The sequence below is a fragment of the Devosia sp. genome (genome assembly GCF_024707125.1).
In the GTDB taxonomy this organism is placed as follows: domain Bacteria; phylum Pseudomonadota; class Alphaproteobacteria; order Rhizobiales; family Devosiaceae; genus Devosia.
The window spans coordinates 1,103,759-1,116,449 of sequence record NZ_JANQAH010000011.1 but is presented as its reverse complement, the minus strand read 5'-3'; the positions used below and the strand labels follow the sequence as shown (position 1 = coordinate 1,116,449).

Genomic DNA, 12,691 nt, shown 5'->3' with positions numbered 1-12,691 from the left:
GAAAAGGGGGCATAAGTTTCACTAGCGAACATTCGTATATACGCAAATACTAATATGATCAACATGAATCTTGAAACCATGGAGCAGAATGCCGATCGGGCCTCTCAGCTGCTCTCCGCCATGGCGAATCCCAAGCGCCTGCTCATTCTGTGCAATCTGCTCGAACGCGAACTCAATGTCGGCCAATTGGCCGAACAGGTTCAACTCGGCCAGTCGCCGCTCTCCCAGCATCTGTCCAAGTTGCGGGCTTGGGGGCTTGTGACAACTCGACGTGATGGTCAGCAGATCAACTATGCGCTCGCTTCGGAGGAAGTGCGGCGCATTTTGGCGACGCTGTACGACATCTACTGCGCCGATTAGGATCAACGCATGCGACCCGTCGGGAGCCAGCGATGTGACCAGTGACCATTTCGGTCACGTCAGTCCGTTCCCTCGGTTGCTGCCGGCCGTTGAGCTCATCGTCGTGGATGCAAGGGGCGCAATGCTGGGTCTTCGTCGGCTTTGGCGGGTACCGACGAAGCCACGCGATCAGATCCATCTGGCTCAGAGAGCGAAAGTGCACCGAAGGCGAACGTTCGAATGGTCATCCATCGGCGTGGGTCGACAGCATACCGACAGCTTGGAGCTTTTATTCCATCGTCATCGCCGCACTGAAGCGGCGCAGATGGAGACTGCAAATGATGCTCAAGACTGCTCTGGTTCTCGGCCTTGTCGCCCTCACTCCCGCCGTGGCCATGGCCAGCCCGTCCTGCACCACTGAACCGCAGGAAAAGTGGATGAGCCAGGACGCGATGAAGGCCAAGGTTGGCGAGCTGGGCTATACTATCAAGACCTTCCAGGTGACCGGCAACTGCTACGAGATCTACGGTTTCACCAAAGACAGCAAGCGCGCCGAAGTCTACTTCAACCCGGTGACCGGCGATGTGGTCGAGGCCGAGATCGATGGCTAAGGGCACGCTCCCTGCGGCGGCGGATCAGTCCGCCGCCACCGTCAAGGTTTGGGATCCGGTAGTCCGGCTGTTCCATTGGACCATCGTGACCGGAGTGGTCCTCAATCTCTGGGTGTTCGAGCACGGCAAATATGCTCACCGTGTCACTGGGTATGCCGTGGTCGCGGCTCTCGCCGTTCGTCTTGTTTGGGGAATTTTCGGTACGGGACACGCCCGGTTTTCCGATTTTTTCCCCACGCCACGGCGCGTCATCGCACACGCCTCCGCCCTGTTGCGTGGCGAAGATACCCGCCGTCTCGGTCATTCCCCGCTTGGCGCGCTGATGATGCTTGCATTGATGGCCGTTCTGGCCGGGCTCGGCCTCTCGGGCTGGATGATGGGGCTCGATGCCTTCTGGGGCGCAAAATGGGTCGAGGACCTGCATGGCCTTCTGGCCAATTCCATCATGGCGCTGGCTATACTGCATATCGCCGCCGCCGTGGTAGAAAGCCTCCGGCACAGGGAAAACCTGCCATGGGCCATGGTCACAGGCAGGAAACGGGCTTTGGGCGCACACGATGCGGATATTGCTGATTGAGGACAATGCGCGGTTACGCGACCTGACGGGCCAAACGTTGCGCGACGCCGGCTGGCTCGTTGATGCCTTCGAAATGGGCGAAGACGGATACGAAGCTTTGCGCCAAGTGCCTTACGACATCGTCATCCTCGACCTGGGTCTGCCGGACATAGACGGGCTCGACGTTCTGCGTCGCATCCGCAAGCAGCGTATGCAGGTACCGGTCCTTGTGCTGACGGCGCGCGGCGCGGTCGACGAGCGCATCGACGGGCTCGATGCCGGCGCCGACGACTACCTAGCAAAGCCTTTCAACAATGGCGAACTCATCGCGCGTACCCGCGCCTTGTTGCGCCGGTCGCCTCAGGCGGTCATGCCCGAGCTGGTGGTCGGCAATTTGGTGCTGCCGCTCTCGGGCGAGCCAGTGCGCTGTGGAGACGAGATATTGGATCTGGCGCCGCGGGAGCGGGGCCTACTGGAAATGCTGATGCGCCAGGCTGACCAGGTCGTCCCCAAACGCAAGATCGAGCACAGCTTTTCCGAATTTGGCGACGAGCGTAGCGCCAATGCCGTCGAACTCTCGGTGTCCCGCCTGCGTAAGCGGCTTGAGGCCGTGCCCACCGGCTTTGACATCGAGACCATTCGCGGCGTCGGCTATCTGCTGAGGACCATTGCGTGACAAGGCCTCTCTGGCAGATCGCTGCCATCCGCATCATCTTCTTCGGCCTCATCGCAGCTTTGGCCCAGATGGCGTTGGTCGTGGCCGACTACTATTTCAATGACGAAGAGCTTGGGCGTCTGCTCATCGAGCAGCAGGTCGACCAGCTCGGCGAGGGTCAGGTAACGAATGGCTCGACGACGCACTACGCATTGCCCGACGAGATGGACGACCTCTTCGCGCCTGGACGGGGCTACTTTGCGCGGGTGCGCACCGTGAATGGCATCATCCTGTTTTCGGCTTGCGATGCGGCCTGCGAAGAGCATTTTCTGCCTCGCACCATCCGGCCGCCGGATTTCTGGGTGCGCTTCATCCAGCCCGGCAAGCCGCTGCATGTTGCCGGGGGCGGCACGGTGGAGCGCGACGGGCAGATGCTGCTGGTCGATTTTGCCACCGTCGGTGACAGCGAGGGCTTGATCTGGGGGGTATTCTGGCACGAGGTGCTCGACCATCTCGTGGTCCCCATGAGCCTGCTGCTGATATTTGCCGTGGGCGGCGCAATTGTATCGATCATCGCCGCCCTGCGCCCGGTCGAGGCAGCAGCTCAGGCTGCCGACACTCTCGATCCCCTCGAACTCGGCGAAGGTCTGCCGACCGGCACCATGCCGCGGGAAATCAGCCGGCTGACCGGTGCGGTCAACCGCGCATTCAAGCGATCGGGCGACCTGATCCGCGGCCAGCGCATGCTCACATCGGCCATCGCGCACGAGGTACGCACGCCGTTGGCCATCATCAAGCTCGAACTGTCGGGCATCGACAGCCCTAAAGCGCGCAAGGCGGAGGCCGATGTCGACGAGCTCTCCGAGTTCGTGGCGCAGCTGACAGCGCTGGCTCGGCTTGAGGCCATCAAGGAGCGGCAATATGAGGATACCGATCTTGCGCAGTTGTGCGAGGACGTTGTCGGCGCCATTGCGCCCTGGGTGTTGGCCCGCGGCGATACCATCGCCTTCGAAAAGGACGCCGAGCCCACTGCGATGATCGTTCCGAGCCTGATCCGGGATGCCTGCCGGAACCTCATCGAAAACGCTGTTCGCCACTCCCCTGCGGGGACCGCTATCGCAGTGCGCGTCACCAGCGGGCCAGTCATTTCCATCATCGACAACAAGCCGGAAACAGTTGCAGCCAAACGGCCATCAGACAGCCTGGGAATAGGTCTGGCCATCGTCGAGCGCGTCCTTACTCTGCATGGTGCCCGGCTGGTGCTGCACGGCAATGGGACTGGCATGGTCGCTTCGATCCACTTCAACACGGAGATTCCGACGTGAGCCGATTTACCCATTCGGAAGTGCATATGGTCCATCGCATTGGTTGGCTGCGGGCCGCGGTGCTCGGCGCCAATGACGGGCTGGTCTCGACCGCCAGCTTGGTGGTTGGCGTCGCTACGGCAGGATCCGACCACAAGGCGATCCTGATTGCCGGTCTCGCGGGCCTTGTCGCCGGTGCAATGTCCATGGCGGCTGGCGAATATGTCTCGGTAAGCTCCCAGTACGACGCCGAACAGGCCGATCTTGCACGCGAACGCGCCGAGCTAGCTGCCGATCCTGCCGGCGAACTTGACGAGTTGACAAAGATCTACGTTGCGCGGGGTCTCGAACAATCCTTGGCGCGCGAGGTTGCCACGCAACTCACCGCCCGGGACGCGCTGGCTGCACATGCCCGTGACGAACTGGGTATCTCGGAAACCGTAGAAACGAAGCCTGTCCAGGCTGCGTTCGTCTCGGCACTGACATTTTCTGCGGGCGCCGTGGTGCCGATTGCGGTTGCGTTCTTCACCCCGGCAGAACAGGCGAACCTGGTCGTGGCTGGTACGACATTGGCTGGGTTGGCGATCTTGGGCGCACTCGGCGCCTCGGCAGGCGGTGCAGGCATCGTGCGTGGCGCTGCCCGCGTTGTGCTCTGGGGCGCGATCGCCATGGCCGCAACCGCTTTGATTGGCGCCGCGTTCGGCGTCAGTACCTAGGCTGGTATAGTGTAGAACATGTCCGTTGAACATGAAGGCGTAAAGCCGATTGGACTGGCGGTACACCAACCCGGAGAGAGCTGGGCTGACACCCACCCCTTTTCAGCAGTTGTGGGGCATTCGGCCCCCAAAAAAAGGCTGCCTTACTTCGACCTGCCAGTAGTATCGGTGAACCAAACGAGTTGGCTGGCTTACCACCAAACCGAAAGGCCCGGCCACAAGACGATAACCAATGTCGCGCCCATCAAGCCCAGACAAATCGTCAATGCTAACCATCGCTGCATTCCGAACGCGACTCTCTGACCGCTAATGCGGCATTGCCCGAGACAAAACAACAACCAGAGAGGTTGCAGCTACCGCCAGGACGCAGACGAGTGCAATCCAGTTGTGAACGTTCATACTGTCGGCTCCTCTCCTCGTCCCAGTTAGATCTGGAGCGTTCTCTGCAGGTTTGAAAAGCTCCAGACAATTGGTCGTGAAATCATCTCTCAACTCCCAAACCCGAACTCTTACGTCGTCCGCCTGGCGGCGGTTCGTCACCACCTCGCCAAGGGCTCGCCGGGCGGCCTCCAATGGTCCGCTGGCAGGAACGGTCGTCACCGAGACTGCCGCGCTACTGTCCTTGGGCAGAACCTCGACAGCGTAGTATTTCTCGTCGGACATTGCATCAGGCCTCGGTCGCCAGACCTACCGGTGCGCGAGCGGCAGAGTTTCGCAGAAGAATCCATCCTGCGGCTGCAGACAGTGCCGATCCAAGTAGAACGCCAAGCTTGACCTCATCCTGCAACATCGGAGACTCTGGAAACGCCAGGAGACCTATGAATAGGCTCATAGTGAAGCCGATACCGCACAGCACCGCGACACCGTAGAGCTGTCGCCAGGATGCGTACATCGGCAACTCTGCCCAGCCAGCCCGGATCGCCAGTGCTGCAAAGCCGAAAACGCCGAGCTGCTTGCCAATGAAAAGCCCCATGGCAACGCCGAGCGGGACCGGATCGATCACGGATTGCAGGGTCATGCCGGCGAATGAAACACCGGCATTGGCTAAGCCAAAGACGGGTACGATCAAGAATGTCACCCAGGGCGCGATTGCGTGCTCAAGAATGTGCAGCGGCGAATCGTGGGCATCTGGTGCTGCTGGTGTGACGCGCAGGGGAATGCAAAGTGCGAGGGCGACCCCCGCCAGGGTGGCATGTACGCCCGATTGCAGCACAAGGAACCAGAGCACAACGCCGAGAACCAGATAGGGCCAGAGGGCGAAGACTCGCAGCCGGTTCATTGCCACGAGGATCAGGAGAACGACGACTGCCCCGATAAGGGCGAGAACGTTGAGCGAGCTGGTGTAGAACAGGGCAATGATGACGACTGCACCGAGGTCATCGATGATGGCAAGGGCTGTCAGGAATACGCGCAGCGTCAACGGTACGCGTGGCCCCAGCAGGGAGAGGACGCCAAGGGCAAAAGCGATGTCAGTCGCAGCCGGAATTGCCCATCCTCGCGGATGGCCGCCTTCTCCAACGTTGAATGCCACGAAGATGATAGCCGGGACGATCATACCGCCCAAAGCCGCAAATCCGGGGAGAACCCGGCGGGACCAGGTCGAAAGCTGACCGTCGAGGACCTCCCGCTTTATCTCGAGGCCAACGAGCAGGAAGAATGCCGCCATCAGGCCGTCATTGATCCAATGATGAACCGAGAGGTCGCCGACATAGGTATGAAGGCCATCGAAATAGGCCGTTGCGAGTGGCGAATTCGCGACCACCAGCGCAAGTGCGGCGGCGGCCATGAGGACGATACCGCCAGAAGAGGCATTATCGAGAAAGGCCCGGAGAACGGAGACGGGACGAGTGGGCGTAGCAGACATTGTCGCCAGCTCCTTAAGACACGGATGTTTGGAAAGTAGTTCAGGCAAGCGACAGGGCGCGCGGCCGCTCGGGAGCTGCCTCGGAAAAAGCCTGATATGAAATGCTGTTGGAGCGGCTTTGATCAGCCAAGCTCAGATGGGCCATGGGTCTCATTCGAGATTGTGTTCCGCTGGCGGCCCGACCAGCGTAATCCTGCCCGTTAAAGGCACCCAAGAAAGGTCTAACGACCCACGTTCGAAATTTCAAGAAGAGTTGGCGACGCAATCAACGACAGAAGAACCCTGCGGAGGCGCGTCCGGCGCCAATGTCGGCTTATGATACATGGCGACCTAAAGCTGACTGTCTGCAAACCACCCCTCAGACGCCTGTCGGCCGACCTCCCCCTTGAACATTTCGTGGTGGAATCGCGTTTTCTTGAAAGCCGTCCTTATGCTGGAGCGGTTCGACACATTGCTGCAGCGGCAACCCTGGAGCATGATGAACCCCTACTCGGCTAGAACGGCGAAGAGGCTGTGGATGTTGCCCTCCGGATCGGCAAAGAAGCCGGCAAAATGTCCCCAGGGCTGCTTCGTGGGGTCGGCGATGGAACGCCCGCCATTCGCCACGATGTGGGTAAACCGTTTGTTGACATCGTCTGTCGATGCACATTCGAAATTCAGCTCGAAGGCTTGGCCAGTGAACTGCGTGCGGTAATCAGGGTGATCGTGCGTATTGGGGCTCATGCCGATCCTAGAGAAGATGGCAAAGCGTATGCCTTCGCCTCCAAAGGCGACGTAGTTCTGCTCCGAGACGTCAACGCAAAGGCCGAGCGCGTCACGATAGAAGGTCGCGAGCTTCGCTACGTCATCTGCGAGCACAGTGATCCCCTCCAACCTAGCAATGGCGGCTTTGGTAGCGGTCAAGGCGTAATCTCCAAGTTCGTTTCTGTTCTGCTCGTCACCAGCGCCAATTCGCGCTGTCGAGCCGCGGATATGTGCGGCTCCGCCTTAATCGTGAAGCTAGATGTGCGGCTCTCGCCAGCATTCAAGACCGGCAGGGTGCCGCGAGACCGATCGAAACTACGGCCCTTAGTCCCGCAATTGGCAGGTTCGAGCGCCATGACGCGATCGGTCCCGTTCGTATTGATCCATTGAAGCAAGCGCGGCTGGGAACGGCGGTCCCAGGTGACGGCCACCACTATCCCTGTCGTGGCTGAGGAAATGGTCGCGATGCCGGTTGGAGTGCCTTCGTTGAGCAGGTGCTCGACGGTCACGGGCTCGCAGTCTCGAGATTTGCCAGGATATTGCCAGCCCCCGGGCAGCTGCCGCCAGTCCCCGAATTCGTTGACTGTCTCGACCCGATCGTCCACCGCGACACGGCAGTCGCCGGCCAGCAGCGACCCACCGAAGTTCAGATGATAAAGCAGCGGCGCCGGCGTCGGCGAAGATCCATGATTTGTGACGACGTCACGGACGCTAAGCGATGCCACGCCTGAGGCAAGCGTAATGGTGCGCTCGAGGGTGAGCAGGCCGCCGTCCAGTGTCGCTTCCGCAATGCTGCCGGTTATGACGATCGAGGTGGAGCCATCCTGTTCTACGTGTTCGACGCTGACCCGGCTGGCGGGCAGATGGTTGTAGCGGCCGTGCAGACCGTGCCCCTCGCTGGGCTCGCCGACATTGGCCAGCCCGCAGGTGGTGAGGATGCCACCGAAGAAATGCCGCTCCCATTCGGCGCCGTGCAATCCGGTTACCGGCGCTGCCGCCGGCGCCCAGCCATCCCAGTGCAGGGCGCGCCCCCGATACCAGCAATCGGCGATATCGAGGCCTCGGTCAGGCATGATCCTGACCGATAGTCCCGCTTCCATGGTAACGGTGATCACCCGGAACGGTCGTCCATCGGCATCGTGCTCGATCGCTTGATAGGCCGTTCCGCTCACATGCCGGCTCATGCCAGCCTCAGGACGTCGATATCGCGAACGTATCGTGCAAGCTTCCCGGGGTCCAATTGCACCCCGAGGCCCGGACCATGAGGGATCGTCAGCATGCCATTCGGATCGAGGCTGAACGGCGTCTTGAGAAGGCCGTCCACATAGGCGCTGCCGCCGATATATTCGACATAGCGCGTATTGGGGAAAGCCGCCGCCATCTGCAGGTCGGCCGCGAGCCCTAGAGCCGTATTCCATCCATGACCTACATAGGCCACGCCATGGGCGGCCGCCATCTCGTAGATGTAGCGCTGCTCGGAGATGCCGCCCACCTTAGTGACGTCGGGCTGGACTATGTCGAAGGCGCCGCGCTCGAGAAACGGCTGGAACGACTGTCTGCGGGTAAGCACTTCGCCGCCGGTGATCGGCAGCATGGCCTGGCGCCGCAGGGTAACGAAACCCTCGAGGTCATCGGGCACCAGCGCCTCTTCGAACCAGCCGACATCATAGTCGCGCAACATCTCAGCGGTCCGCAATGCCCATTTGAGGCCATTCGGCCAATAGGCGTCGCTGGCGCCTGCGTCCACGAACAGCTCATATCCCTCGGGCAGTGCGGACCGGGCCGCTTCGATGATCGCCTCGTCGGACCGGTAGTTGTCACGCCGTCCGAACGGCCCCCACCCGATCTTGAAGGCGCGATAGCCCTCCTCGCGATATTTGACGATGGTGTCCCGCATCACAGCCGGCTCATCCATCAGCAATGAGCAGTATGGCTTGACCTTTTCCAGATAGCGGCCACCCAGCAGGGTCGAAACCGGCAGGCCGGTCACCTTGCCCAATATGTCCCAGAGCGCGATGTTGAGGCCGCTGATCACATTGGTCAACGTTCCGCCGCGGCCCATCCAGAACGAGTTCTGGTGGAGGTTTTCCGTCGATCGGCCGGGCTCCAGCGCGTTGGCGCCGATCAGCAGCGGCGCCAATAGCTTCACCGCCTCGTATGCCAGATGACCATTGGTGAAGACCGACCCATATCCCGTAGGACCATCCTTGGTATGGATGGCGATGATGGCGTGGATCGGATCTTCGGGCCTGATCTCGGTGGCCCACCCGCCTTTTGGGCTCTCCCCGACCAGGGGAACGCAGTGAACCTCGGTGATTGCCAGGAATGGGGACGTATTCTGCTCGGCGGCAGGGCTGTTGATCATATTGTGTTCCTCAGTAAGTGGCGGTCACGCCGCCATCGACCACCAGGGTTTGGCCGGTGATGTAGCGAGCGGCATCGGAGAGAAGGAAGGCGACCGGATCGGCGATCTCCTCGGGCGAACCGGGGCGCCCCATGGGGAGTTTCCGGTGCTTGGAGTAGACGTCTTTGAACTCGTCGGTGTCGTATTCGCTGCTGCCATCCGCCAGCAGGGACATCCGGGTCTGGATGAAGCCGGGCGCGACGGCATTGACGCGCACAGGATACGCCGCCAGTTCTATCGCCAGGCTCCGCGTCATGTTGATCAGACCCGCCTTTGCCGTCGCATAGGGGATGGAGTCCCTTAGGCCGGCCATCCCCATGATGGAGGCGATATTCACGATGGCCGACGGCGCCGAGGCCACCAGATGCGGCAGTGCTTCCAACGTGCAGACAAGCGCCGAATCCAAATTGGTGCGCATGAGATGGCGATACCGGTCCATGTCCAGTCCATCGAGGCGGCTCGCATCGAGGATCGCGGCATTGTTCACGAGGCCGTCCAGCCGCCCGAACCGGTTCGTCACCGACGCCATCACCGTCGTGATGGCGCCGCGGTCGGTCACGTCCATATGCATGGGAACCCAGTCGCCGCTGCCGGCCGGGCGAGCCATTTCGGGGGCGTCAAGCTGATCGATGTCGGTCACGATGATGTTGGCGCCCAGTTCGAACAGGCGCCGGGCAATGGCTAGGCCGATCCCCGGGCTGCGCCCGTGACCAGAATTGTCTTACCCTCGAATTCAGGCATTGTTTCCCTCATGTGGATTGTGTTGAAGCAGCGCGCGCCCCGCGAAAATGGCCACGACTGTCGTGAACCCGATCACCAGTGTCGCCAGTGCATTGACCTCGGCGGAGATGCCCACCCGCATCAGCGAATAGAGCCGGATGGGCAGGGTGGAGGAGTCGCCGACGAGGAACAGCGTCACGACCGTCTCGTCGAGCGACAAGGCGAAAGCCAGAACCCCTGCGGCGACGAGTGCGCTCGACATCTGTGGCAGGACGACGAAGCGGAACGTCTGCCAGCCATTCGCCCCCAGGTCCGCCGACGCGGCCACCAGGGTGGGGCTGAGGGCACGCAGCCTATTGATGATCGTGCTGTAGACGACCGCGAGGACGACGACGACATGCCCTACCGTCACCGCGGCTAGGCCGCGGGCCAGGCCCACCTCCCGGAAGGCGATCAGCAGGGAAAGTCCCGTCACGATCGGCGGCAGGACGAAGGGCAGGAACACCATGAATTCGACCAGCGCCACGACCGCACGCGGCATTCGCGATGCGACGAGCAGCGCGAGGATCGCGGCCACAGCGACCGACAGCAGGGATGCCGCAGCTGCAATAAGGATGGAGTTCGTGAGCACCCCCGTCAGGTCGGCATTAGCCGCCAAAGCAGCGAAGGCGTCGAACGAGAAGCTCTCCCACTGCACTACGCCGCGCCGCACCCAGAAAAACGACAGCAACGCAACGACCAGCACCGGCAGATACATGGCGATGAACGCGACCAGAGTGACCCCGGCCAGAACCCAGGAAATAGGGCGCATGAGAACAGACCTATGCATTTTGCCGCTGCCAGCGTGGTTGTGCCAGCCGCTGCCCCAGAACGACGGCGGTGAGGGTCACGACGACCAGCAGCACGGCCAGCGCCGCACCGAACGGCCAGTTATAGGCGAGGCCGAACTGCGTGAAGATCAGCCGGCCCAGCGTGAACCCGTTCGGCCCACCCACGAGCTCGGGTATCAGGAAGTCGCCCGCTGCGAATACGAAGGTTAGCGTGGTGGCCATCGCAGTACCCGGCAGGGCGAGAGGGAACAGCACGGTCCAGAACACCTGCGTCGCACTCGCCCCCAGGTCTTCCGCGGCCTGAACGAGTCTGCTCGGAACCCGCTCCAGGGTTAGGAAGATGGGGAGTATCGAATAGGGCAGGAGCACGACGCATAGGGTGATCCGTACCGCTGCCATGTTGAACAGCAGGAACCCTAGCGGTTCGTCGATGATGCCCAGTGACGTCAGCGTCGAGTTTAGCAACCCGTTGACGCCCAGGAACATCCGCACCGCGTAGATCTTGATGACGTAGCTCAGCAGCAACGGCACCGCCACGGCCAGGATGAGCGCGAAATGCAGTCGCTGCCGTCGGCGCCACATCGCCCTTGCCACGATCCAGCCGACCACGGTGTTGATAAACGTCACCTGCAGCGCCAGCCATAGGGTCTGCACGAATACGCTGCGATAGGCGGGATTGCTCGCCAATTCGGCATAGTTGGCGAAACTGAAGGCCCGCACGATTTCGCGGTCCTCCATACGGTAGAAAGAGTGCGCGAGAAAAACCGCCAGCGGCAGTACGATGAGCACGCCGAGGATCGCGACGGCCAGTGCGCTCTTGGCCAACGTCGCTCCGGAAAAACGTCCGCTCATGATCCGCTCGCCGGCACGAGTGCACAATCTTCGGGGCGGAACCAGGCTGTGACCTCGCCCGCTTTCCCGGCTGCAGCGGGCAATTCGTGATTGCCGAGGGTGCGCACATCCCAGTGCAAGTTCTGAGCCTGCGGGAAGGCCAGTGTCAGCTTGCTGTTGGGACCGAGGAAAGCGCGGTCGACGACTTTCGCCACGAGCCTGTTGGTGTTCGGTGCCCCTCCGGACACATCCAGCTGCACGCTTTCGGGCCGAACATTCAGGAGCACCTCTGCGCCGGGCACAAAGGCATAGTAGGGCCTCTTGTACGCTATCAGGTCGCCCAGCGCCGAACGTAGAACGACCCGGTCATTGTCGATGGACCAGACGATCGCTGACAACGCATTGGTCTCGCCCATGAAGCTGCTGACGAAACGGTTTGATGGCTCGTGGTAGATCTGCGCAGGGGTGCCCAGTTGCTCGACCCTGCCGCCATTCATGACGCAGATGCGGTCCGACATCGCCACCGCCTCTTCCTGATCGTGGGTGACAAAAACGAACGTGACGCCGCTCGACCGCTGGGCGGCCTTGAGGAATACCTGCATCTGGCGTCGCAGCACCGCATCGAGCGCGGAGAGCGGTTCGTCCAGCAGAACGATGGAGGGCTTGTTGATCAACGCCCGTGCCAGCGCGACGCGCTGCCGCTGGCCACCCGACAGCTGTGCCGGATAGCGCTTGCCCATGCCTCCCAGCTCGACATGCTCCAGAGCCTGTTCCACCAGAGACAGCAGGTCGCGCCTGTTCATGCCCTTGATCCGCGGACCGTAGCCGACGTTGTCGGCCACAGTCATGTGCGGGAAAAGGGCATAGTCCTGAAACACCGTGTTGAACGGACGCTGGCTGGCGGGCAGCCTTCCTATGTCCTTGCCGTTGAACAGCAGTCGCCCCGACGTGTGCTGGGCGATCCCGGCAATGAGCTGCAGGACGGTGGTCTTTCCCGAACCGCTCGGGCCCAGGATGGTCAGGAACTCGCCCCGTCGAACATCGAGGGAAAGCTCCTGAAGTACGGTGAATTGGTTATAGACTTTGGTGACTCGGTCCAGTCGCAGGACCACGTCTT

At 61.5% G+C, this 12,691-nt stretch carries 14 protein-coding genes; 6 read left to right on the top strand and 8 right to left on the bottom strand.

Features of this window, described 5'->3' with window-relative positions:
- Positions 1-54: 54 nt before the first annotated feature.
- The 6 genes from NVV77_RS20255 to NVV77_RS20230 all read left to right on the top strand — a co-directional run bounded on the left by NVV77_RS20255 (position 55) and on the right by NVV77_RS20230 (position 4,181).
- Positions 55-360, top strand: coding sequence for a helix-turn-helix transcriptional regulator (locus tag NVV77_RS20255; protein WP_295416056.1), 306 nt, complete (start codon positions 55-57; stop codon positions 358-360).
- A 317-nt stretch (positions 361-677) separates the two neighbouring features.
- The gene (locus tag NVV77_RS20250) at positions 678-950 is read left to right on the top strand and encodes a PepSY domain-containing protein (RefSeq protein ID WP_295416054.1); all 273 of its coding nucleotides are present in this window, start codon (positions 678-680) and stop codon (positions 948-950) included.
- Positions 943-1,527 carry a cytochrome b/b6 domain-containing protein gene (locus NVV77_RS20245; RefSeq protein ID WP_295416051.1) on the top strand — a complete coding sequence of 195 codons (585 nt, stop codon included), beginning with the start codon at positions 943-945 and terminating at the stop codon, positions 1,525-1,527. Before NVV77_RS20250 ends, NVV77_RS20245 begins: the two co-directional genes overlap by 8 nt.
- Positions 1,508-2,182 (top strand): response regulator transcription factor, encoded by a 675-nt coding sequence (locus NVV77_RS20240; protein WP_295416046.1) that lies wholly within the window; start codon positions 1,508-1,510, stop codon positions 2,180-2,182. The genes NVV77_RS20245 and NVV77_RS20240 overlap by 20 nt, the downstream gene beginning before the upstream one ends.
- On the top strand, positions 2,179-3,486 hold the full coding sequence (locus NVV77_RS20235; protein ID WP_295416044.1) for a HAMP domain-containing sensor histidine kinase: 1,308 nt from the start codon (positions 2,179-2,181) through the stop codon (positions 3,484-3,486). The genes NVV77_RS20240 and NVV77_RS20235 overlap by 4 nt, the downstream gene beginning before the upstream one ends.
- A gap of 26 nt (positions 3,487-3,512) precedes the next feature.
- Positions 3,513-4,181 carry a VIT family protein gene (locus NVV77_RS20230; RefSeq protein WP_295416255.1) on the top strand — a complete coding sequence of 223 codons (669 nt, stop codon included), beginning with the start codon at positions 3,513-3,515 and terminating at the stop codon, positions 4,179-4,181.
- Positions 4,182-4,848: 667 nt separating this feature from the next.
- Here the strand turns inward: NVV77_RS20230 and nhaA are convergent.
- The 8 genes from nhaA to NVV77_RS20190 form a co-directional block, all read right to left on the bottom strand.
- Positions 4,849-6,045, bottom strand: coding sequence for a Na+/H+ antiporter NhaA (gene nhaA / locus NVV77_RS20225; RefSeq protein WP_295416042.1), 1,197 nt, complete (start codon positions 6,043-6,045; stop codon positions 4,849-4,851).
- 486 nt (positions 6,046-6,531) lie between these two features.
- The gene (locus NVV77_RS20220) at positions 6,532-6,948 is read right to left on the bottom strand and encodes a VOC family protein (RefSeq protein ID WP_295416039.1); all 417 of its coding nucleotides are present in this window, start codon (positions 6,946-6,948) and stop codon (positions 6,532-6,534) included.
- On the bottom strand, positions 6,945-7,973 hold the full coding sequence (locus NVV77_RS20215; protein ID WP_295416036.1) for a DUF4432 family protein: 1,029 nt from the start codon (positions 7,971-7,973) through the stop codon (positions 6,945-6,947). Before NVV77_RS20215 ends, NVV77_RS20220 begins: the two co-directional genes overlap by 4 nt.
- Positions 7,970-9,154, bottom strand: coding sequence for a mandelate racemase/muconate lactonizing enzyme family protein (locus NVV77_RS20210; RefSeq protein ID WP_295416033.1), 1,185 nt, complete (start codon positions 9,152-9,154; stop codon positions 7,970-7,972). Before NVV77_RS20210 ends, NVV77_RS20215 begins: the two co-directional genes overlap by 4 nt.
- 10 nt (positions 9,155-9,164) lie before the next feature.
- Entirely contained in the window at positions 9,165-9,839 is a 675-nt protein-coding gene (locus tag NVV77_RS20205; protein ID WP_295416252.1) for an SDR family NAD(P)-dependent oxidoreductase, read from the bottom strand.
- Between the two features lie 87 nt (positions 9,840-9,926).
- A complete protein-coding gene (locus NVV77_RS20200; protein ID WP_295416030.1) occupies positions 9,927-10,724 on the bottom strand; it encodes an ABC transporter permease in 798 nt (265 codons plus the stop codon).
- Between the two features lie 10 nt (positions 10,725-10,734).
- Positions 10,735-11,595: an ABC transporter permease gene (locus NVV77_RS20195; protein ID WP_295416028.1), complete on the bottom strand. Its 861-nt coding sequence runs from the start codon at positions 11,593-11,595 to the stop codon at positions 10,735-10,737.
- Complete coding sequence (locus NVV77_RS20190; protein ID WP_295416025.1) at positions 11,592-12,686, bottom strand: ABC transporter ATP-binding protein; 1,095 nt, start codon at positions 12,684-12,686, stop codon at positions 11,592-11,594. Before NVV77_RS20190 ends, NVV77_RS20195 begins: the two co-directional genes overlap by 4 nt.
- Positions 12,687-12,691 lie beyond the last annotated feature (5 nt).